The sequence below is a fragment of the Agrobacterium tumefaciens genome, from assembly GCA_025559845.1.
Taxonomy (GTDB): Bacteria; Pseudomonadota; Alphaproteobacteria; order Rhizobiales; family Rhizobiaceae; genus Agrobacterium.
Map to the genome: position 1 here is coordinate 2,201,279 of CP048469.1, position 22,944 is coordinate 2,224,222.

20 protein-coding genes are annotated in these 22,944 nt (G+C 57.6%); 5 read left to right on the top strand and 15 right to left on the bottom strand.

Annotated elements, in window-relative coordinates:
• Positions 1–138 precede the first annotated feature (138 nt).
• Together FY156_11300 and FY156_11305 are read left to right on the top strand one after the other, a co-directional pair.
• A complete protein-coding gene (locus FY156_11300; protein ID UXS02002.1) occupies positions 139–852 on the top strand; it encodes an AzlC family ABC transporter permease in 714 nt (237 codons plus the stop codon).
• Positions 849–1,163 carry an AzlD family protein gene (locus FY156_11305; GenBank protein UXS02003.1) on the top strand — a complete coding sequence of 105 codons (315 nt, stop codon included), beginning with the start codon at positions 849–851 and terminating at the stop codon, positions 1,161–1,163. Before FY156_11300 ends, FY156_11305 begins: the two co-directional genes overlap by 4 nt.
• Here FY156_11305 and FY156_11310 read toward each other — a convergent pair.
• From FY156_11310 to FY156_11320, 3 genes are all read right to left on the bottom strand, one after another.
• Entirely contained in the window at positions 1,153–2,988 is a 1,836-nt protein-coding gene (locus FY156_11310; protein UXS02004.1) for an aminopeptidase P family protein, read from the bottom strand. The genes FY156_11305 and FY156_11310 overlap by 11 nt on opposite strands.
• A 610-nt stretch (positions 2,989–3,598) precedes the next feature.
• Complete coding sequence (locus FY156_11315; GenBank protein ID UXS02005.1) at positions 3,599–4,477, bottom strand: 50S ribosomal protein L11 methyltransferase; 879 nt, start codon at positions 4,475–4,477, stop codon at positions 3,599–3,601.
• 119 nt (positions 4,478–4,596) lie between these two features.
• Complete coding sequence (locus FY156_11320; GenBank protein ID UXS02006.1) at positions 4,597–5,196, bottom strand: SCO family protein; 600 nt, start codon at positions 5,194–5,196, stop codon at positions 4,597–4,599.
• A gap of 525 nt (positions 5,197–5,721) precedes the next feature.
• On the opposite strand from FY156_11320, the gene FY156_11325 reads away from it, so the two are divergent.
• A complete protein-coding gene (locus FY156_11325) occupies positions 5,722–6,189 on the top strand; it encodes a purine-binding chemotaxis protein CheW (protein UXS02007.1) in 468 nt (155 codons plus the stop codon).
• A 43-nt stretch (positions 6,190–6,232) separates the two neighbouring features.
• Here the strand turns inward: FY156_11325 and FY156_11330 are convergent, their stop codons facing one another.
• The 3 genes from FY156_11330 to gcvA are packed head-to-tail and all read right to left on the bottom strand — an operon-like array spanning position 6,233 to position 8,329.
• On the bottom strand, positions 6,233–6,724 hold the full coding sequence (locus FY156_11330; GenBank protein UXS02008.1) for a CreA family protein: 492 nt from the start codon (positions 6,722–6,724) through the stop codon (positions 6,233–6,235).
• A 47-nt stretch (positions 6,725–6,771) separates the two neighbouring features.
• Entirely contained in the window at positions 6,772–7,380 is a 609-nt protein-coding gene (locus FY156_11335; GenBank protein UXS02009.1) for a 3'-5' exonuclease, read from the bottom strand.
• A 46-nt stretch (positions 7,381–7,426) separates the two neighbouring features.
• On the bottom strand, positions 7,427–8,329 hold the full coding sequence (gene gcvA, locus FY156_11340; protein UXS02010.1) for a transcriptional regulator GcvA: 903 nt from the start codon (positions 8,327–8,329) through the stop codon (positions 7,427–7,429).
• Between the two features lie 191 nt (positions 8,330–8,520).
• On the opposite strand from gcvA, the gene FY156_11345 reads away from it, so the two are divergent.
• Together FY156_11345 and FY156_11350 are read left to right on the top strand one after the other, a co-directional pair.
• Positions 8,521–9,435 carry an EamA family transporter gene (locus FY156_11345; GenBank protein UXS02011.1) on the top strand — a complete coding sequence of 305 codons (915 nt, stop codon included), beginning with the start codon at positions 8,521–8,523 and terminating at the stop codon, positions 9,433–9,435.
• 215 nt (positions 9,436–9,650) lie between these two features.
• Complete coding sequence (locus tag FY156_11350) at positions 9,651–10,184, top strand: GNAT family N-acetyltransferase (protein UXS02012.1); 534 nt, start codon at positions 9,651–9,653, stop codon at positions 10,182–10,184.
• A gap of 6 nt (positions 10,185–10,190) precedes the next feature.
• Here FY156_11350 and FY156_11355 read toward each other — a convergent pair whose 3' ends face one another.
• The 9 genes from FY156_11355 to FY156_11395 all read right to left on the bottom strand — a co-directional run bounded on the left by FY156_11355 (position 10,191) and on the right by FY156_11395 (position 22,478).
• The gene (locus FY156_11355; protein ID UXS02013.1) at positions 10,191–11,093 is read right to left on the bottom strand and encodes an aminoglycoside phosphotransferase family protein; all 903 of its coding nucleotides are present in this window, start codon (positions 11,091–11,093) and stop codon (positions 10,191–10,193) included.
• A 6-nt stretch (positions 11,094–11,099) separates the two neighbouring features.
• Positions 11,100–13,274, bottom strand: coding sequence for an NAD-dependent DNA ligase LigA (ligA, locus tag FY156_11360; GenBank protein ID UXS02014.1), 2,175 nt, complete (start codon positions 13,272–13,274; stop codon positions 11,100–11,102).
• A gap of 86 nt (positions 13,275–13,360) precedes the next feature.
• Positions 13,361–15,034, bottom strand: a complete 1,674-nt coding sequence (gene recN / locus FY156_11365; GenBank protein UXS02015.1) for a DNA repair protein RecN — start codon at positions 15,032–15,034, stop codon at positions 13,361–13,363.
• A gap of 15 nt (positions 15,035–15,049) precedes the next feature.
• Positions 15,050–15,916: an outer membrane protein assembly factor BamD gene (locus tag FY156_11370; GenBank protein ID UXS02016.1), complete on the bottom strand. Its 867-nt coding sequence runs from the start codon at positions 15,914–15,916 to the stop codon at positions 15,050–15,052.
• A gap of 320 nt (positions 15,917–16,236) precedes the next feature.
• The gene (locus FY156_11375; protein ID UXS02017.1) at positions 16,237–17,196 is read right to left on the bottom strand and encodes a UDP-3-O-acyl-N-acetylglucosamine deacetylase; all 960 of its coding nucleotides are present in this window, start codon (positions 17,194–17,196) and stop codon (positions 16,237–16,239) included.
• Positions 17,197–17,463: 267 nt separating this feature from the next.
• Positions 17,464–19,212, bottom strand: a complete 1,749-nt coding sequence (gene ftsZ / locus FY156_11380; GenBank protein ID UXS02018.1) for a cell division protein FtsZ — start codon at positions 19,210–19,212, stop codon at positions 17,464–17,466.
• 91 nt (positions 19,213–19,303) lie between these two features.
• Complete coding sequence (ftsA, locus tag FY156_11385) at positions 19,304–20,635, bottom strand: cell division protein FtsA (protein ID UXS02019.1); 1,332 nt, start codon at positions 20,633–20,635, stop codon at positions 19,304–19,306.
• Positions 20,632–21,564: a cell division protein FtsQ/DivIB gene (locus FY156_11390; GenBank protein UXS02020.1), complete on the bottom strand. Its 933-nt coding sequence runs from the start codon at positions 21,562–21,564 to the stop codon at positions 20,632–20,634. The genes ftsA and FY156_11390 overlap by 4 nt, the downstream gene beginning before the upstream one ends.
• Positions 21,552–22,478, bottom strand: a complete 927-nt coding sequence (locus tag FY156_11395; GenBank protein UXS02021.1) for a D-alanine--D-alanine ligase — start codon at positions 22,476–22,478, stop codon at positions 21,552–21,554. Before FY156_11395 ends, FY156_11390 begins: the two co-directional genes overlap by 13 nt.
• Positions 22,479–22,944: the final 466 nt, after the last annotated feature.

The window sequence follows — 22,944 nt, forward strand, 5'->3', positions numbered from 1 at the left end:
ATGACAACAAATCCATTTCCGGACGACGCGGCGACAATCCCCTTTCATGTTCAAGGGAATCAATCGATCCATTCATCCAATTCGTTTGCCATCCAGCATGCGGGGTTATAGGAGCAGCGTCATCAGGAGTTATCACAGATGTTTGACGCAGATTTTCGCGAAGGCCTTCGAAACGGCCTTCCGATTGGCCTTTCCGCCGCGCCCTTCGGTGCTCTTTTTGGCGCCGTTGCTGTGGACAATGGTCTGAGCGTGGTCGAGGCAACCATTATGAGCGGCACCGTTTATGCGGGTGCCAGCCAGCTTGTCGGCATAGAACTGTTCGGCCAGAAGGTTGCGCCGTGGTTGATCGTGCTCTCGGTTTTTGCGGTCAACTTCCGTCATATCCTCTATTCCGCGGCCATCGCGAAGATGATTGCGCACTGGAGCTTTGCCCAAAAGACGGCAGGCTTTTTCCTTCTCGTCGACCCGCAATTCGCCGAAGCCGTCAGGCGGTATGAAAACGGTCAGACGCTTGGATTTTCCTGGTATGTTGGTTTTGCCACGCCAGTCTATGTATTCTGGCTTGCAATGACGATCATTGGCGCATCGCTCGGCAACCTGATCGGCGATCCCAAGGCCATTGGCCTGGATGTCCTCCTGCCGATCTACTTCATGGGCATGGTCCTGAGCTTCAGAACACGCGCCAATTTTTACCCCGTCATGTTGGCAAGCGCGGTCGGAGCCACGGCTGCCTATCATTTCGTTGGATCACCCTGGCATGTCAGCCTTGGAGCGCTCGTCGGCATCCTCGTTGCAGTTCTCTGCCCGCCGTCGCCGGACACGAGCGGCGCGAACGAGGGAGAAAACCGATGAGCGACATTTTTCATGCCGACACGCTCCTGCTGATTGCCCTCGCGGCCATCGCCACCTATCTGACGCGAATTGGTGGTTACGTGTTGATGACACGCATGAAGTCCATTCCACCGCGAATGGAGGCTGGCCTGAATGCCGTTCCCGTCGCGGTTCTCACCACGCTCGTCGCACCCGCCTTTTTTGAAGGCGGATACGAGGTCAAGATCGGAATGGTTGCCGCGCTGATTGTCTGCCTGCGTTTTCAGGGACTGACCATGCTCGTGGCTGGCTGGGCGGTTGTCATCGCCCTGCGCCATTTCGTTATCGCATAAGGGGCTTTGTGGCCTCTGCCAGCCATGCCTTTACGTTTGCATCTCTTATCAGCGGCGAAACTTTTTCGGACACGGTGGCGTGGTAAGCATTCAGCCACTCCAGTTCCTCGTCGGTCAAAAGTGACGTAACGATCAGTCGGCGATCAATCGGGCACCAGGTCAGCGTCTCGAATGACAGCATCGGCTGATCGCCACCCTCCACATCTTCCGCCTGACGGACATAAATCAGGTTCTCGATACGGATGCCGAAAGCGCCAGGTCGATAATAACCGGGCTCGTTCGACAGGATCATGCCAGGCAGCAGCTCCTGTGTCGCAAGCCGCGAGATACGCTGTGGCCCTTCATGAACAGAAAGGTAAGAGCCGACACCATGCCCGGTTCCGTGCGCGTAATCGGCACCGGCTTTCCACAAAGCGATACGCGCCAGAGGGTCGAGATCGCATCCGCGCGATCCCTTTGGAAACTTCGCCAGGCTGATAGCAATCATGCCTTTGAGTACCAGCGTGAAAAAGCGCTTCTGTTCGTCCGGCACGGAGCCGATCGCAACCGTGCGCGTGATATCTGTGGTTCCATTGACATATTGTGCACCGGAATCGACGAGGAACATCTCGCCATCCTTGAGAGCACGATCGCTCTCCGTCGTCACCCGGTAGTGAATGATCGCGGCATGTTCCCCTGCCCCGGAAATCGTATCGAACGAGACATCCTTGAGCGGGTTCTGCATGGCCTGCCCCACACGTGCGCGTGCTGCCTCAAGCGCTTTTACGGCCTCGATCTCGCTGATGCTGCCCGGTTTCTGGCTGTCCAGCCAGCAGAGATATTCGACCATCGCCGCGCCATCCTGAACGTGCGCCGCCGCAGAGCCGGCAAGCTCCGCTTCGTTCTTGCAGGCGCGCGGCAACCGGACGGGATCGACCGCCTCGACAAGATCGCCACCAGCCGCGGTGATTGCACGGGTCAGGGCAACGGGCGCCAGATCGATATCGACCATCACACGCCCACCAGCGCTGGCAATGGCATGCAGGCGTGGTTCGATCTGGGACGGTGGCAACTGCGTCGCAAGCTGTGCGAGATAGGCCTCGACCTCGATCCCGGTTTTCCGCTTGTCGAGAAAAATATCGGCCTTTCCATCCGCATAAATGATGGCACGTGCCAGCGGGTGCGGTGTGTGTGGAACGTCGTTGCCGCGAATATTGAAGATCCAGGCAATCGACGACGGATCCGTCACCAGCGCGGCCTGAGCGCCTTTTGACTGTACCGTCTCGGCTACCGCGGCGATCTTGTCTTTCGCGAGCTTGCCGGTAAAGGCATCCGGCTGGATCGTCACCGGTTCCAGCGGCTCGGACGGACGACCTTCCCACAGCGCATCCAGCGGGTTCTTTTCCAACAGAACCACCTTGCCACCCTTGCCGACCAAGGTTTTTTCAAAACGCTTCAGCTCCGCATCGGTGTGGAGCCAGGGATCGATGCCAAGACGAAAGCCTTGCTGGGCATGTTCCGATAACCAGATCGATGGCGGAGCACCGACGAGATCGCCGCCGCTGAAGACAGATTGATCGACCTGCGACGTCAACTGCGTCGTGTAACGCCCATCAACGAAAACGACCGCCTGGTCACGCGTGACAAGCACAATCCCCGCAGAGCCCGTGAATCCCGTCAACCAAGCCATCCGTTCCGATGCCTCAGGCACATATTCGCCCTGATATTCATCGGCGCGCGGCACCAGAAAACCATCGATCCCCAAAGCATCGAAGCGGGCACGAAGGGCGTCAACGCGGGCCTTGCCGAATTGCGGCGCGGATTTGTTTTCGAAGGTCTGGAACATGAGTGTTTTCCGGATGCTGTCATCTTGATGTGGTGATTGGCATGACCGGCAAAGCGGTCACCGCAGCCGACAATGGCATGTCGGCAGACAACGTTTCAAGCAATGAAATTGGCACAAAAAATATGCATTACGCATTCCATTAGTCATACATTGGATCGAAAGACATGCGAAATACGCATACCTACCCTGAAATCAGACCCCTAACCAAGCAAAATGGCATCGCTTATATTCAGATCATCGAACGGGGAGACAAACTTCTCCGTACAACCAAGGATTTGAAAAATGGCAAAGTCTTTCCTCCGCACGGCTTTCGATCGCGTTATTGAAGCACGCGAGCGTCAGGTAAGCCGCCACGTAGACGCAGCCCTGCTCAACCTCGACGACAAGTCGCTCGAAGCGCTTGGCATGAACCGCGCAGAACTTCGCCGCAAGGCAAAGTCCAGCTACGTATTCTGATTGCCTTCAGGCGCGGATCTCCTCCCTCCACCGCGTCTGAGACTGGAATACGTTTACCCGCTTGAGTTCCTCCTCCTCGACTCGCGGGTTAGATCAGCAAGACTGATCACAGGCGGCGCGAAAGCGCCGCCTTTTTTATGCGGTGAAGAAGAGTTCAGTCCTTGCGAAGATGCAGTGTGACCCAGCCGTTGCGCCAGATCGTGCGGACATGCGAGAGCCGCGCACCGTTATAGGCGGCAAGCACCTTCCAGCGTTGCGACGCCAGAATTCCAGACAGAATGACCGTACCGCCCGGCGCCAGGTGCGAAACGAGTTGTGGTGCCATCTTGATCAACGGCCGCGCCAGAATATTGGCGATGATCAGGTCAAACGGGCCGTGCCTGCGAAACGCATCGGAATGGAAACCTGGAGCAGTCTCCAGAGTCATACCGGACGCGATGCCGTTCAGACGAACGTTTTCCTTTGCGACCTTGACGGCAATCGGATCGATATCGGTGGCAAGAACCGGGATCGGCCGCATCTTGCGAACGGCAATTGCCAGCACGCCGCTACCAGTGCCGAGATCAAGCGCGTTGCGAACCGTGCGGGCGCGAAGCACATCTTCGATCATTTCCAGGCAGCCGGCCGTGGTGCCGTGGTGACCGGTACCGAATGCCTGTCCGGCCTCGATTTCGATCGCAAGATCGTTGGCCCGAACCTTGTCGCGATCGTGCGAGCCATGAACGATGAAACGCCCTGCCCGAACGGGCTTCAGGCCTTCAAGAGACTTCGCGATCCAGTCGATATCCGGGACAGCTTCCTGTTCAATGACGAGGCCCGAGAAAGCTGGCTCGAGCAGCGCTGCGAAGCGCTCACGATATTCCTCCTCCTCCTCAGCCATGAGATAGATCGACGCTTCCCAGATGTCGCGCTTCTCATCCACTTCGGTCGTGGCGATCGCAATATCCTCTTCGCCGAAATAATCCGACATGAGATCGAGAATTTCACCGGCCTTGATTTCGGTCGTGGTGACGTAAAGTCGAATTTCGCTCACGGCGGGCTGCTTTCCTTGGCTGCGGGTCTGCGTTTGCCTTTGCCACAAAAAACCCGCAAGTCCAATAACCCAGCGTGAAACTCGGCCCGGTTTTGTCCGCGACGCGATGTATTTGCGACTTAGCTTTTCAGAAGATTTTTCAGCTTCTCAACGGCAACATCAGGGTTTTCACCATAAGCGATGGTCGACACAAAGCGTGAATTCGCATCGAGCAGGATCACCGATGCCGTATGATCCATCGTGTAGTCACCGTTCGGGTCCTTATCATCGACCGGCACCTTCTTGGCATAGATGCGATAGCCTTTGAGCGTCTCTGCAATCCGCTCGGGCGAACCGGTGACACCGATAATCCGCTTCGAGACATTCGAGACGTATTGCTGCATGATTTCAGGTGTATCCCGCTCGGGATCGACGGAGATGAAATAGGCCTGCATCTTGTCACCGGCCGGGTCGACCTGCTCCATCCAGCCATTCAGCTCGAAAAGCGTCGTCGGGCAGACCTCAGGGCAATGGGTGAAACCGAAGAAAAGAGCGGTTGGCTTGCCGGAGAAGTTCTTCTCAGTAATCGTCTGACCATTCTGGGCCGTCAGTTCGAAGGGCACGCCGTAAGGCGCCTCCACCATCTGCTCACGCGACTTGGTCATTTCCAGCGTCAGCCAGCCAATGACACCGCCGAGAACGACGACAACGGCCCACAATGCGATGCGAATATTTCTCATGTTTCGATCCTGCCCATCAGCGAATACCGCCGACCTTCGCCGTCTGGATAATCAACCGTGTCCGCGGCCGCAAATCAACTCGACGTATTTCAGCCGACCGCGCTGATTTGTCACAAACATTCGACGCCGATCAATCTCTCAGAAACACCAGGAAATTCCGCTCTGGACGGCGGAAAGGAAAATGTCCGTACCATGCTTCACCCATCCGTCGAACGTCAGAATCACGACGGCTAATCCGGCAGCGGTCGCGATGCCGGCAAGCGCAAATTTAAGCGGACTGGAAAGAAGTTCGTTCATGACAACGATTATAACCGGCTTTCTGCCACGCGAGAACACCCAAAAATACGTGCCGTTTCGAGGCACATCGGCGCAAATGTTAGGGAATGTTTAAAAGCTTGCAGCGCATTATCGCCGCCAGCGGTTTTCAAGCACCGACATGATGTCCTCCGGGAAAACTCCCGCTACCGCATAGAGCCTCCATACCACACAGGCCTGCCAGAGAGCCATCAGGGGAAAGTTCCGGCCATGTCCAACGCCATCAAGCAATCCGGCGCGTATCTCGAAATCGTTTCCTTCCATCTCGGCGATCAGGAATTCTGCATCGACATCATGGCAATCCGCGAAATCCGCGGCTGGGCGCCGGTTACGCCGATGCCGCACACACCGCCCTACGTCTTGGGCCTCATCAACCTGCGTGGCGCCGTTATCCCTGTCATCGACATGGCAGGCCGCCTCGGCATGAAGATGACCGAACCGTCCGAACGTTCCGCCATCATCGTCACCGATATTGGCGGCAAGCTTGTCGGCCTGCTGGTAGAACAGGTCTCCGACATGATGACCATCCGTTCGGAAGATCTGCAGCCGGCACCAGATATCATTCCTGAAGAACAGCGCAGTTTCTGCCGCGGCATCGTCGCACTGGAAAAAAGCATGGTCTGCTTCCTCAACCTCGACACCGTCATTGCTGACGAGTTGGCGCGCGAAGCCGCCTGACGGGACCCAACGAAAAAATCGAGATCGAGTTGAACGGCAGGCCTCACGGCTTGCCGTTTTTCCATGTGACCGGCTGATTGTAGAGCGGCACCGTGGAGATCGCCATCTTGGCAGAACCGTCTGTCAGTTCCCTGGCGTGGATAAGATAGATCAGGGTGTCATTCGTCTTGTCGTAGACACGGCTGACAACAAGTTTTTTCCAGACCAGAGACATGCCCTGCCGAAAAACCTCTTCACCGCCCTTGGACAGATTGATGTCGCCAATCTCGACTGGGCCGGTCTGGCTGCAGGAAATGGCGTTGTTCGACGGATCTTCAAACCAGTTGCCATTTTTCAGCCGGTCGATGACACCACGTTCGAAATAGGTGACGTGGCACGTCACCCCACTGATTTTGGGATCGGCGATAGCCTCGACGACAATGTCGTTTCCGATCCAGTCGACCCCGACCTCGCCAACGACTTCGGAATGCGCGGCTGTCACCGGTAGCACAGCCAGAAATCCTGCAAAAAGCGACAGCAAACCCTTCGTCTTCATCGCATGTTCTCCATTGCACCCAGATGAAAGATAGGAAGTCCGACCGGTCAGGCAACCCGCGAAGCGACGCGTTTTTTCATGCTGCACGGCTCGTAGCCGGTGGACGTCAACCGACCGGCTACCATGCCGATCCTGTCCGGCACCTCGCGAATATCCGCAACCCTGAGTGCCTTTGTTGCAGCGATCGCGGTTGCAGCGCAAACCACGGCATCTTCCGCCGCATTGTGATGCACAAAACGAAGCTGAAGATGATCGGCAATGACGTTGAGTTTGTGAGATGGCAGCTGCGGCCACACGCGCTGGGAAATCTTGACGCTGCACAAATAGGACAAGCGCGGATAACGCTGCCGATATTTGTCGAATGAAGCCCGCATGACGCTAAAATCGAAGGCGGCGTTGTGGGCAATCATTGTGGCGTCGTGAAAATCGTCAATGAACTCTTCCATGACGTCCGGAAACTCCGGCGCATCTTCGACATCAGCCGGACGAATGCCGTGAACGGCAATATTGAACGGCGAAAACCGCATGTCCTTCGGCCGGATGAGGCGCTCCTCGACCCGGACGATCTCACCCTGTTCTATCCATGCCAATCCAACGGAGCAGGCGCTTCCCCTCTCCTCATTGGCGGTTTCGAAGTCGATGGCGATGGTTTTCAAGAGTGATTCCCGTTCTTTCAGCATCCCGGCATAAACCGGTTTCACTTCAAAGAGAACCGTCAGTGGCTGAGCCGGCCTCGGAAAGCATCCAGTCTCTCAACTTCACGAGATCGGGATTGTCCAGCGCCCGTTGCGGGAAAACGAGGAAATAGGCCAGCGTACTGGTGATATCCTTCTCGAACGGCGCTAACAACGTCCCCTCGGCAAGCTCCCGCGACACAAGCGAACGCCGGGTGAGTGCAACACCATGCCCTGCTTTGGCAGCATCAAGCGCACCGTTGCTGTCGATGAACACGGTTCCGCCGGATGCATCGACATTCATCGCTCCGGCCGTTTCCAGCCAAAGCCGCCATTCGTTCCGGTTTTCATCGTGCAGAAGCGGAACGGATTGCAGATCGCCGGGGGTCAGAAGAGCGCCACGTTTTTCGATAAGAATTGGCGAACAGACCGGCAAGGTGCTGTCATCAATGAACCTGATGCTCTCCAGCCCCTCATAGCGGCCATACCCGTGCCGAACGGCTAGGTCGACATCATCCTTCGAGAAATCCACCAGACGATTGGTCACGCTGATGCGGACATCGACATGCGGGTTCTGTTGCTGAAATGCCGGAAGTCTTGGCATCAGCCACTGCGCGGCGAAGGTTGGCGTGCAACTCAAGGTCAGAACCGAGATACCGGACCTGGCCGTCAGTTCCGCCGTCGCCTCGCGCATCATCCGAAACGCCGTGCGAAGCGCGCCGTAATATCGTTCCCCTTCACGCGTCAACTGAATGCTACGGGGCCGGCGGAAAAACAGCTGCACGCCGAGACGGGATTCGAGTTCGCGGATTTGCAGGCTTACGGCACCGGGTGTCACGCTCAACTCGTTGGATGCGAGTGTTACGCTGCGGTAGCGCGCTGCCGCCTCAAATGCCTGCAAGCCTTTCAAAGATGGAAGTTCGGCAGCCATAGTTTAGTTCACCTCAATCATCCAGCGAGAAACAATCGTTTGAAAACCAAAAGAAATCGGAGATAAATAAGCATAAATCAGCCAGAACGACCAGATCGACAAGAGAATTTGTCGAGGAAAACTCAACTCATATCGGGTGGTGTTTGGCCGATTAGTTTGGGAATATTCGACTTTCGGAGAGGGAGACGATCATGTCGACACCAAAACAAATGGACACCAGGGAATGGGGGATGCTGGTCGCACTATCCCTGCTCTGGGGCGGATCGTTCTTCTTTATCGGCATCGCAGTGAAAGAACTGCCACCGGTGACGATTGTGACATTGCGAGTCTTCCTGGCCGCAATCGCACTGCTGATTGTTTGCCGCGTCATGGGCCTTCATTTGCCCCGCCAGGGAGCCGTATGGCGCGCCTTTTTCGGCATGGGCTTGCTGAACAACATCATTCCCTTCTGCCTGATCGTCTGGGGCCAGACGCATATTGCCAGCGGCCTCGCCTCCGTTCTGAACGCCACGACCCCGCTATTTACGGTGATCGTCGCGCATTTCCTTACCACCGACGAAAAGATGACCGGCAACAAGCTGGCAGGCGTTCTGATCGGCTTTGCGGGCGTCGCAACGATGATCGGGTCAACGGCTTTCGCCGGCGCGACATCGGGGTTCTGGGGACAGATCGCCATCTTGGGCGCGGCCATTTCCTACGCGTTTGCAAGCATCTTCGGCCGCCGCTTCAAGGCCATGGGTGTACCACCGCTGATGACGGCAACAGGCCAGATATCCTCGTCTACGCTCATGCTCATCCCGCTTGCCCTTTTGATCGACAAACCGTGGACACTGACGATGCCTGGCCTGGAAACCTGGGGAGCGCTGGTCGGAATTGCGCTGCTGTCAACTGCGCTCGCTTACCTGATCTTCTTCCGTATTCTGGCAACGGCGGGAGCGACCAACCTTGCCCTCGTTACCTTCCTTATTCCCGTCAGCGCCATCCTGCTCGGCTCGATGTTCCTTGGCGAACGTCTGGAACCCAAACATTTCGCCGGCATGGCAATGATCGCCGCCGGGCTTGCCGCCATCGACGGAAGGCTGCTGAGACGGTTCAAACTCGTCTAAAACGACAACGGGCGTTGACAGCAGCGCATGGCATCAGCATCCTCCCGAACATGATCGCACAGTCCAAAAATACGATGCTTAACATCATCACCTCCGGCAAACCGGCGGGCGATGGAGCATTGGCGCAGTAGACCAGCGATCTTTGTCCATCCAGCCCTGCCGCCAGAGCAGGGCAATTGGATACCTGCTCTCCGGCCCAATCAAGGAGAACAGCGATGCCACAGCCACAAGATGATACTCCGCCCTCTTCAGACTTCAGGATCGACGACCTGATCGTTCGTGGGATCATACCAGACGACGCAGAAGGTCTGACCGATGTCCTCAACCTGCCGGGCGTCCGCCTCGGCACGTTGCGCCAGCCCTTTCAGAGCGTGGCATGCACACGTCAATACATCGAGGGACTTTCGCGCTCGGATATCGTCGTCGCGGCTGAGTGGCGCGGCCGTATCCTGGGAAATGCCGGGCTGCATGCGAAATCCGGCAGGCAGAAGCATGTCGCGACACTGGGGATTGGCATCCATGACGATTTCGTCGGCAAAGGCATCGGCTCCAGACTTCTGGCCGCGCTGATCGATGCGGCAGAAAACTGGCACGACATCCATCGGATTGACCTCACCGTTTTTACTGACAACACAGCCGCCGTGCACCTCTATGAAAAATTCGGGTTTGAGATCGAAGGCACATTGAGGAACTATGCGTTTCGCAACGGCACTTATGCCGACTCCTACCTCATGGCACGGCTGCGATAGCAACTCTCAAGAGTAACGCTGCGCCAGGTGATCCTCAAACAAGTGCCGGATGGTTCGCCGCGACCATTCGGCAAGCTCCCCATTCCTGTCGCGATGGGCTGCAAGCGTAATCAGTGCCTTCCACAACGCCCATCCGCGTCCGCGCTGCCATACCGCTTCATTGAGACCCAGCGCGGTATGGAAGACTGCGCGGCTCTCGTGATCGAGCACGTTCCACGCCAGAATGAGATCGGACGACGGATCGCCAACGCCGGAACTGCCAAAGTCGATCACGGCCGCCAGGCGATTGTTGCTGACCAGCAAATTGCCCTCGGCGATATCGCCATGGACCCAGACCGGCTTTTCCCGCCAATAACTGGAAAGTGCAAGCTCCCAAACCTCGCGCGCCAGCGTCGGATCAACCTCATCCTCGACCGCCAACATTGCCAGTTGCGCCTCATCATCGTAGACGCTGAGCGAACCGCCCCGATGAAAATTGTGATCCCCGGCAGGTGGTCCTTTGGAAGCGTCAATGGCATGCAAGGCGATCAGGAAGCTTGCGACGTCTTCGGCGAGCACCGACAGATCGATGCGGCCTAGACATTGCACAAGCGGCTCGCCTTCAAGCCACGCGTAGATCGACCAGGGATACGGATATCCCTCCCCTGGTTCACCGCGCACCAGTGGCACCGGAATGGGAACCGGCAAAGCGCCCGCCAGTTTCGGCAACCAGACATGCTCTTTTTCGATCTGAGAAACGTAACGCGCAGCACTCGGCATCCGCACCAGCATCGTTTCCCCAAGCCGGAAGCTGCGATTGTCCCAGCCACTATGATCGACCGGACGAACAGGCATATCCGCCCATTGGGGAAACTGGCCTGCGACAAGGGCAACGACCTGCTCCGTGGAAACCCAAAGGCGGTCATCCATCGGTGTTTATCCCCCGATCAGAGCCAGCCACTCGTCTTCGTCCATCGTCTGAACGCCAAGCTCGGCGGCTTTGGCGAGCTTGGAGCCTGCCCCCGGCCCTGCGACCAGAATATCGGTCTTCTTCGACACTGAACCGGCAACCTTGGCACCCAGACTTTCCGCACGTGCCTTGGCTTCATCGCGTGTGAACTTCTCCAGCGACCCGGTAAACACCACCGTTTTACCGGCAACCGGGCTACCGTCAGTGGAGGGCTTTTCGGCTTCCTTGGGCTGCAGTTCCCGAATCAGACGATCGATCACGTCGATATTGCGCGGCTCTTTGTAGAACTCCACAACAGCGCGCGCCACGACCTCACCGATACCGTCGATACTGTTGAGTTCCACCCAGGCATCACCGGAAAGATCGGCTGCTGCCTTCATGCTCTCCTCGAAGTGGGCATAGGTCGCATAAGAGCGTGCCAGAAGCTTGGCCGTCGTCTCACCGACATGACGGATACCAAGCGCAAAGATCAGCCTGTGCAGATCAATTTCACGGCGTGCGTCGATTGCATCGAAGAGCTTTTTGACGCTGACCTTGCCGAAGCCATCGATATTCTCAAGCTTGGTCAAATGTGACGCGTCCTGCCGCGCCTTGAGCGTGAAGATATCCGGCGCTGTCTTGATTGACAGGGTGGGATCTTCGCTTTCGAAAAAGAAATCGATCTGCTTGGTGCCAAGCCCTTCAATATCGAATGCATTGCGTGACACGAAATGTTTCAGGTGCTCCACCGCTTGCGCACGGCAGACAAAACCGCCGGTGCAGCGGGTCACCGAATCGAGCTTGCCGGTCTTTTCATTGCGTTCGCGCACGGCGTGGCTGCCGCAAACGGGGCATTTCTCCGGAAACGCATAAGGGGTCGAACCGGCTTCACGCTTCTCCAGCAGGACATCAAGAACCTGCGGGATCACGTCTCCTGCGCGCTGAACGATGACCGTGTCGCCAATGCGGATATCATGGTCCTCAGGGCGAATGCGCTCACCATTGTTGCCAATGCCATTGATGTAGTCAGCATTATGCAAGGTCGCGTTCGTCACCACGACACCGCCAACCGTCACGGGCGTCAAACGCGCGACCGGTGTAAGCGCGCCAGTGCGGCCGACCTGGATTTCAATATTCTCGACTGTGGTGAAGGCCTGTTCGGCCGGGAATTTATGCGCCGTCGCCCAGCGTGGGCTGCGCGAACGGAAACCAAGCCGCTCCTGCAGATCAAGCCGATCCACCTTGTAAACAACGCCATCGATATCGTAATCGAGGTCAGGACGCGCGATGCCGATTTCCCGATAATGCTCAAGCAATTGCTCGGCAGACGTGAATCGTTTCATGAACGGGTTGACCGGAAAACCCCAGGCTTTGAACGTCTCCACGATGCCGAACTGCGTATCGGCCAGGCGCGTCGACTGGCCGCCATTCGAAACCTCGCCAAGTGCATAGGCAAAAAACCGCAGCTTGCGTTTTGCCGTTACGTTGGCATCAAGCTGCCGTAATGAACCGGACGCCGTATTGCGCGGATTGACGTAGGTCTGCTTGCCCTCGGCCTCCATCTGGGCATTGAGCGCAAGAAAGTCGCTCTTTGCCATGTAGACCTCGCCACGCACTTCCACCACATCCGGCGCACCGGCAGGAAGAGTATTGGGAATTTCCTTGATGGTCAGGATATTGGCGGTAACATTCTCACCCGTGGTGCCGTCGCCGCGCGTCGCCGCAGTCTTCAGCTTGCCGTTCTCGTAGCGGATCGACATGGAAAGTCCGTCGATCTTGGGTTCGGCGGTAAAGGCGATGGAATTGTCGGGGAGCTGGCCGAGGAAGCGATAGACCGAGGCTACGAAGTCCTGCACGTCCTCGTCCGAAAACGTGTTGTCCAGCGACAGCATGGGGCGCGCATGCACGATCGGCGCAAAGGTTGGAAGTGGCGTGAAGCCAACTTTCTTTGACGGGCTGTCAGCGCGAACCAGATCAGGGAACGCCGTCTCGATCGCATCGTTCCGACGTTTCAGCGCATCATAGTCCGCATCGGAAATCTCCGGCGCATCCTTACCGTGATAGAGCGCATCGTGCCGCGAAAGTTCGGCCGCCAGAAACGCAAGCTCGGAAGACGCTTCAAGCTCGGTCAGTTTTTCGACTGGAATGTGGTCGTTCGACATGGCGGCCTCGTTGTGAATTACCGAACGCTTTTAGCCGAAACAGAATACAAGCAAAACAGTTTTGCCTCGCCGCCCACAGCGGCGAATTAGTCCTTTGCAGCCAGAAGGCGTGCCGCCGCCGCCCTCGCCTCGTCTGTCACCGAGGCACCGGCCAACATGCGGGCAATTTCTTCCGTACGGTGCTCCGGCTGCATGGTGGCAACCCGGGTGGCAATGCGCTCGCTGCCGTCGCCGGAAGGCCCCTTGGAGATCAAAAGGTGGGTGACGGCACGCGCAGCAACCTGCGGCGCATGGGTAACCGACAGCACCTGCACGGTTTTCGACAAGCGACGAAGCCGTTGTCCAATCGCATCAGCCACAGCACCACCCACGCCGGTATCGATTTCGTCGAAGACAAGCGTTGGCGCCGAGCCGCGATCGGCAAGCGCCACCTTCAACGCCAGGAGGAAGCGGGACAATTCACCACCGGAAGCCACCTTCATGATGGGCCCGGGACGCGTGCCAGGATTGGTCTGAACCTGGAATTCCACGGTATCGATGCCGTCAGCCGTCGCCTGCTGCGCATCGGAAGCAACCTCGACGGAGAAACGTGCCCGTTCGAGCTTCAGCGCAGGCAATTCCGCCATAACGGCATCAGACAGCGAACCGGCGGCCTTGTGTCGCTTCTCCGACAAAGCCGTGGCGGCATTATCGAACGCGGCCTTCACAACACCGAGATTGGCCTCCAGCTTGCCAAGCTGTTCTTCACCAGCATCAAGATCGGCAAGGTCAGCAACCATGCGTTCGGCGAGCGCCGGCAAGTCTGCTACCGCGACATTGTACTTGCGGCCTGCGGCACGCAGCGCAAACAGGCGTTCTTCGACACGCTCCAACTCGCGTGGGTCGAACTCTGTACGCCGCAGCGCTGCTTCCACTTCCATCTGTGCGTTGGAGAGGCTGTCGAGCGCCGCGTCCATCAATTGCACGGTTTCTTCAAGCAAACCTGGAGCCTCATGGCTCTTGCGCTCCAGCCGCCGCATCATCGAAGCGATCATCGGAACAGGCGAGGCATTGCCGTTCAGGAACTCGCTTGCCTCGGCAATATCTCCGGCAATGCGCTCCGATTTCTGCATCACGGCACGGCGTTCAGCCAGTTCGTCCTCTTCGCCATCACGCGGCGACAGGCCCTCAAGCTCTTCAACGGAGGCTCGCAGATAGTCCGCTTCGCGGGCTGCAGCCTCCACCTTTGCACGGTGGGTCTTCAGTGAGCGATCAGCGTCCTTCCAGGTTCGGTAGAGGCCCTGAACGGTCCGCACCTCATCTCCCAGCATCGCAAAGGCGTCCAGAAGGGCGCGATGAGCGTCGGTATCGACGAGCGCGCGATCATCATGCTGTCCATGAATCTCAACGAGTGTCTGGCCGAGCTGGCGCATCATCTGCACGCTCACGGCCTGATCATTGACGTAAGCCTTAGTACGTCCGTCAGAGGATTGCACCCGACGGAAAATCAGGTCGCCATCGTCATCCAGGCCATTTTCCCGCAGCAGCGCGCGGGCGGGATGGTTCTGTGGCACTTCGAAGCTCGCCGTGACCTGGCCCTTCTCTTCGCCATGGCGAACCAGTCCGCCATCACCACGACCACCAAGGGCCAGAGACAGACTGTCGAGAAGAATCGACTTTCCGGCGCCGGTTTCCCCCGTCAACACGGAAAGGCCCGCCTCAAAACCGAGGTCGAGCCTTTCAATCAGAACGATATCGCGAATCGAGAGCTGGACCAGCATGGCCTATGCCCTATCTCAAGCGCCAATCAGTTTCTTGCCGGCACGCGAAATCCAGGAGCCCTTGTTTTCACGCGGCTCAACCCCGCCGTTTTTCAGCAGCTTGAAGGAATCAGCATACCACTGGCTGTCCGGATAGTTGTTGCCGAGGACGGCTGCAGCCGTCTGAGCCTCGTCGACCAGACCCATCGCAAAATAGGCTTCCGTCAGACGCGCCAGAGCTTCTTCGATCTGGTTGGTGTTCTGGTACTGCTCCACAACAATGCGGAAGCGCGAAATCGCCGCCAGATATTCCTTGCGTTCCAGATAATAACGGCCGACCTGCATTTCGCGGCCAGCAAGCTGGTCGCGTGCAAAACGGATCTTTGCCTGTGCGTCAGCGACATATTCCGAATCGGGATAGTCGTTCACCACCTTGCTCATCGCCTCAACAGTGCGCTGGGCAGCGCGCTGGTCCTGCGTGACGTCGGAAATCTGCTTCGAATAGGCAAGACCGATCATGTACTGAACGTAAGCCGCATCCTTGGAGCGCGGATACTGGCGCAGGAAACGGCTACCGGCAGCAATCGCCACGTCGTTCTTGCTCTGACGCGTGGCAATGAACGTCTGCATGACAAGCGCCTTCTGGCCCCATTCCGTGAACGGATATTGCTTGTCGATCGCCTCGAACTTGCGGGAGGCTTCGGTCATGTTACCGGCGTTCATGTTGGCAAGACCCTGCTTGTACAGAACATCCGGCGGATCGGTTTCCATGCCGAGTTTGGTGATGTCGATATCCGGATCGGACTGGCAGGCCGTAACCGCCACGCTGGCGCCGACCAACATCAACGACACCGCGATTCCGCGCATCGTACTCTTCATTGCACCAGACCCTACATGCTTCATTCGACAGTTCCCACTTCCCGCGCAAATACATAAGCATCGGCTTTGTATTGGCGTTCTAGCCATAAAAGCATCCGCAGGGCAACGCAATGATGACGCATTAACGCATTTTTATGGCATTGGAGCGCCCTGCAACCATTTGAACGCACAAAGGATGCCGTAAATCCCGCAATAGACACGACCTGTGTTGTGAAAATCGAATCCGACTTTTCGACGGCAAATACGAATATCGCCGTTACTGCAGCGAGTTACAGGTACGGCAAAGAAAAAAGCCGCCCCAGTTTCTGGAGCGGCTTTTCCGTCAATTGATGCTGCAAACTGGCTTATGCAGACCAGGGTGCGAATTCCGGCATGTTGACAGCAACGAACTCGCGAGCGCGAACCATCTGGCTGCGCGCTGCAGGTGCCTCGACAATTTCATAGGCAGAGCGATCACTCAAAAGAGCCTTCAATGCGTTGGCATTGACCTTGTGGCCACCGCGGTAGGAGCGGTAGCAACCGATGAACTGCGCGCCGGCGAGCGCCAGATCTCCAACGGCATCCAGCGTCTTGTGGCGGACAAACTCGTCCTTCGCGTAACGCAGGCCTTCCATGTTGATGACCGTGTTGTCGTCAGAGATGACGACCGAATTCTCAAGCGAGGAACCAAGCGCATAACCGGCAGCCCAGAGCCGCTCGACGTCACGCATGAAACCAAAGGTCCGTGCACGGGACAATTCATTCTTGAAGCTCTCAGCCGTCAGGTCACCCTTCCAGGACTGCTTGCCAATCAGCGGCGTATCGAAATCGATGTCCACTTCGAATCGCGTGCCGTCATACGGACGGAACTCAGCCCAGGATGCACCGGCATCGATACGGACAGGCTTCGTCACACGAATATAACGGCGCTTCACACCGAGATTCTTGACGCCAACCGCTTCGATCGCTTCGATGAAGGGAGCAGAGCTGCCATCCATGATCGGAACTTCCGGACCATCAACCTCGACAACGAGATTGTCGATGCCCATGGCATAGATAGCCGCCATGACGTGCTCGATCGTCGCCACTGACTGGGATAGCGAACGACCAAGCACGGTGCACAGGTCGGTATTGCCGACATTGGAAGAAACCGCCTTCAACTCCGTTACACTGCCATTCTCATGGAGGCGGTGAAACACGATGCCCGTTCCGGCTTCTGCCGGCTGGAAGGTCATCGAAACCGGATTGCCGGAATGCACGCCAATGCCTTTAAGCTGAACAGCATTTGCGATGGTTGTCTGAAATCCGAGCAGTCCGATAGTCATGCGTATGTGCCTTGTTTTATGAACCGCGCCGATGGCAGCGCCGCTCCTGTTTTCGCCGGTCATTCACGACCGGAAGCATCAGTAGAATCCTTTACCCAGGTTCATACATACGCACATGTAGGTCTAAGAACAAATCACTGTTCGTTTCGGATTGTTACAAGACTAAATCATTGAAAAAATGAATTAATTTACCGTTAAAAGCGTCACCAAAACAAAAAGCCCGGACCTTGCGATCCGGGCTTTTCTGACTGCGATAGAATCGTCGGCTCAGTTCGACTGGCGGCGCAGGAACGCCGGGATTTCGAGCTGATCGTCTTCGTGGTTGCTGGACGAAGCAGGCGTTGCACGGCCGTGATCGTCAAGCTGGCCACGACGCGGTGCGTAAAGGCTTGCTTCCGGGGAAAGCTGGCGGCGCGGCTGCGGAGCCATGCTCGGAGCATCCATCATGTCGGATGGAACTTCTTCTTCTTCGCGGCGGCCAAGCGAGTTGGTGATGCGCTTCAGAAGACCCATCGGGCCACGCTCTTCCTGTGCAGCAGGAGCGGCGTGCGCACGGTGATCCATCTCTGCCTTTACGACCGGAGGAAAGTCCTCGACCTTCGGCATACGGACAGGCTCAGGCTGACGGGCAACCGGAGCAGGCTCCTGGTAGACCGGAGCTTGCGGCTGCTGCATGCGTGGTGCCGGTGCGGCGACCTGCTCAGGCGCATGATAGACAGGTGCCGGAGCGACAGGCGCCGGTGCGGCCTGCTGTACCGGAGCGGCCGGACGCAGGGCTGCCGGAGCTTCAGCCGGAGCGGATGCGAAAAGCTTGCTCTGCGGACGGAAGTCCTGAGCAGGCTGCTGCGTTGCAAAACCGAGTTCACGTTCCATTTCAGCTTCTGCCGAACGGATGGTCTGTGCGATCGGGTCTACGGCCTTCGGTGCCTGCGAGACTGCGGCAGGCTGAACTGCGGCCGGAGCCGGAGCAACGGCCGCCGAAGGACGGATAAGGGGCTTCGCAGCGGCTGCTGCACGCATGTCGGCTACGTTCTGCTCCATCTGGCCAGGAACGCGGTCGATACCGGTCGCAACGACGGACACGCGGATGAGGCCTTCCAGAGCCTCGTCGAAGGTCGCGCCGAGAATGATGTTGGCGTCCGGATCGACTTCCTCGCGGATGCGGGTCGCAGCTTCGTCGACTTCGAACAGGGTAAGGTCGCGACCACCGGTGATGGAGATCAACAGGCCCTGTGCGCCCTTCATCGAGGTTTCGTCGAGCAGCGGGTTTGCAATTGCCGCTTCTGCAGCCTGCATTGCACGGCCCGGACCGGAAGCTTCACCGGTACCCATCATTGCACGGCCCATTTCGCGCATGACCGAGCGAACGTCAGCGAAGTCGAGGTTGATGAGACCTTCCTTCACCATCAGGTCGGTGATGCAGGCAACGCCGGAGTAGAGAACCTGGTCGGCCATGGCGAAGGCGTCAGCGAAAGTCGTCTTGTCGTTGGCAATACGGAAGAGGTTCTGGTTTGGAATGACGATCAGCGTGTCGACGGACTTCTGCAGTTCCTCGATACCCTGCTCGGCAAGACGCATACGGCGACCGCCTTCGAAGTGGAAAGGCTTGGTGACGACGCCAACGGTCAGGATGCCCTTGTTGCGTGCGGCCTGCGCGACAACCGGAGCAGCACCCGTGCCGGTGCCACCACCCATACCGGCAGTGACGAAGCACATGTGCGTGCCGTTCAGGTGATCGATGATCTCATCGATGCACTCTTCCGCAGCGGCGCGACCGACTTCCGGCTGGGAACCGGCGCCGAGACCTTCCGTGACATTGACGCCGAGCTGAATGACCCGGTCTGCCTTGGTCATGGTCAGGGCCTGCGCGTCTGTATTGGCAACGACGAAATCGACGCCCTGAAGACCGGCCGTGATCATGTTGTTGACAGCGTTACCGCCACCACCACCGACACCGAAAACGGTGATGCGTGGCTTCAGCTCGGTGATATCCGGCTTTTGCAGCTGTATCGTCATTTTACCATTCCTTCTTTCTCTGGCCGCATCGCCCCGCTGGCCGATTCTTGAAAACTCAACTCGAAAACCTCCGGCATTGCCTCGAGGCTACTCAAAAACTCTCTTTCAACCATTGCCCAACCCGGGCTATCCGGCCGCTACCGCCGCCAAACGGCGAGAACATTCCGCCTTGTGCTGCATGAATTTCGATACCCGCGACCTGCGGATAAATCATCAATCCGCAAGCTGTAGAAAATGCTGGGCCCTTTGCCGCGACCGGAAGACCGGCAACGCCCATAGGGCGACCGATGCGAACGTTGCGGGCGAGGATACGCCGCGCCGTTTCCGGCAATCCCGTCAACTGGCTCGCACCGCCCGTCAGAACGACGCGCTTGCCAACGATGGGACTGAAACCGGACTTCTGGATACGATCACGGATCAATTCCAGCGTCTCTTCGATACGCGCCCGCACAATGCGGGTTACAAGTGCTCTTGAAACTTGCGATGGTTGATCGCGATCATCTTCGCCAATTGGCGGGATCGAAATCATGTCGCGCTCATCCGCGCCATTCAGCAATGCCGAACCATGCACCACCTTCAGTCTCTCCGCATCTTCGATTCGTGTCGAGAGGCCTCGTGCAAGATCTGTCGTAACGTGATGACCGCCGAGCCCGATGGCGTCGGTATGAATGAGGCGACCTTCGGCAAAAACCGAGATCGTCGTGGTGCCACCGCCCATGTCGATCGCTGCACAGCCAAGCTCGACTTCATCGTCAACCAGCGCGGCCAGGCCGCTGGCGTAAGGCGTCGCGACGATGCCTTCCACCGACAGATGTGCGCGATTGACGCAGAGTTCGAGATTCTTGAGTGCCGTGCGCTCGACAGTGACAACATGCATATCGACACCGAGCAGATCGCCGTACATCGACAAGGGGTCGCGAATGCCACGCTCGCCGTCCAGCGAATAACCCGTGGGCAGGGAGTGCAGGATCGCACGATCCTGACGCATGGACTGCTGGCTTGCGGCCACGAGCACCTTGCGCAAGTCGCTTGCTTCGACTTCCTGTCCGCCGAGATCGATGCTCGCGGTGTAGATATCGCTGGCCAGACGCCCTGCAGAAACGTTGACGATCAGGCTATCGACGGTCAGACCTGCCATGCGTTCCGCCGCATCGACAGCAAGACGAATAACACCTTCCAGCGCATCGAGATCGGCGATGACGCCGGATTTCACACCGCGCGAACGCTGATGACCGATACCGATAATCTCGACCTTGTGCGTACGACCGGGAAGGATTTCGCTTTCCTGGCGCGGCGTCAGCCGGCCGATCATGCACACGACTTTGGTGGAACCAATATCGAGCACGGACACGATGTGGCTGCGCTTGGAGGAAAGCGGCTTCAGGCGAGGCAGGCCGAAATGGGAAGAACCGAAAAAGCTCATGTATTCTTCTCCGCTTTCTTGAGAGCTTTCGTCCGCGCCTCTACCGCCGCCTGACGGCGTTCGGCAGCACCTTCGGTCAGTTGAACGGTCGTACGGTCCGGCAGGCGCAGGTCGACAGCGGCGACATCGCGAGACAGAACCTTTTCTTCCAGATCGAGCCGCGCCAGAAGTTGCAGCGCCTTTGGCACGTTTTCTTCCGGCAGCTTGATAACGATGCCGTTGTCGAGATGCAGATCCCAACGACGACCGGCAATCCGCACATAGGCGCGTACGCGGTTGCGAATTTCAGGCCAGTCGGCGAGCTTGTCGACGAAACCGGCGGCACCCGTTTCCGCATCGCGCCCGACGAACAGCGGCAGAGAGGCGAATTTGTTGTCACGCAGCGGCGCGATCACGCTGCCGCTTTTTTCGATCAGCGACAGTTCCGAGCCGTGCTGCCAGATGCCAAAGGCCTGGCGCTCCTTCAGGCGAACCTCGATGGTCTTCGGGTAAACCTTGCGGACGTCTACGTCCTCGACCCAGGGCAGTTGCGCCAGCTTGCGGCGCGCAGCATCGATATCGAGCGCGATCAGCGACGTGCTGCCATCGAGACCGAGCAACTGGAAGATATCGATCTCGGAGGTCTGCAGGTTGCCGGAAACCTTCACGTCCTCAACCGCGAAACCCGCCGCCGAGGTGGTCGCCTGGGTCACGATATTCGTGTGCCCGCCAAGCGACATGCCGTAGAGGCCCGTCGCGGCATAAAAGGCGATGGCGGAAACCGTGCCGGTATGGGCCGGAATATGAATACGTCCAGAAGCAAGGCTGACGCAGAAGCGCACGATGCGACGCAGCGGACGCGGCAGAACCATGCGATCGTCGGCATTCGCCGGCGCCATAACCTGCTCGCGCTTTCTTGCCGTCGACTTTTTACCGGTCACCGCAAACACGAAGCGTCCTCCACCATCCAACGGACAAGTTCACCAAAGGAACGGCCCGCGTGGGCCGCCATCTCAGGCACCAGGGAGGTCGGCGTCATGCCGGGCTGGGTATTCACCTCGAGCCAGATAACTTCGCCATCTTCCGAAAAGCGATCGTCGTAACGGAAGTCAGAACGGCTAACGCCACGGCACCCGATCGCCTGGTGTGCCATGACCGCCAATGTTTGAATTTTTTGGTAAATTTTCGGTGAAATTTCTGCCGGGATGACATGCTTTGAGCCACCAGCAGCGTATTTTGCATCGTAATCATAGAAATTGTGACCAAGCGGCACCACTTCGGTGACACCGAGCGCCTCGCCATCCATGACACCGCAGGTCAGTTCGCGACCGTGGACATAACGCTCGACCATCACCTGATCGCCATAACGCCATTCCGACGATGTCAGAACCTGTGGGGGGTGCGACTGATCTTCCTTGACGATAACGACGCCGAAGCTGGAGCCCTCACGGACCGGCTTGACTACGTATGGCGGCGGCAAGGGATGCTCGCTGGTGAAATCGAAGCGGTTCATCACACGCTCCTGGGCAACCGGAATACCGGCTGCGGCAGCAACCTTCTTGGCCTGCGCCTTGTCCATGGCAAGCGCGGACGCCAGCACGCCGGAATGCGTGTAGGGAATGGCGAGATATTCGAGAACGCCCTGAATGGTTCCATCTTCACCGAAGGGTCCATGCAACGCGTTAAAGGCAACGTCCGGGCGCAGCGCGTCCAGAACCGCCGCTATGTCGCGACCGACATCAACGCGCGTGACCTTGTATCCCTCGCCTTCCAGTGCAAGCGCGCAAGCCTCCCCCGACGACAGGCTGACCGGCCGTTCGGAAGAAATACCACCCATAAGAACAGCTACGTGCTTGCCGCTCATGAAACCCTCTGACACCAACTCTCCGCTTTCGAACCGCCACCCGGTGATTCCGGGACACGATCCTCATGATCAGTTAAACGCTATTAAGGTTAATGAACCGTTTACTTTCGTTAACCGCCCTGATCGGCAGACCGACTTTCGTTAAAGAATCAGCACCTACCCGGATTCCCTCCTTGGAATCAGAGAGTTGCGACGATTGCAACATGCAGATTTTCAATGATCGGAAATGGAAAGCCGGATTTCGGGGTAGCTGACACCGCCAAACGCAAGAGCCAAACGTTAAGATGAGCGCGCTTTCCCCAACAAAAATCCGCTTGGCTTTCAGCCCGTTAGAAACGCAGCCTGAATCAAATTTTTAACAAAAGCTTAATGAGCCGACGCGCGGTTTTCAGCGTTTTTCGCAATTGCGAAAAGAAAATGCGCTTTATTTCTTTTTTTGCATTTCAAAAGACCGAAAATTGCGTTA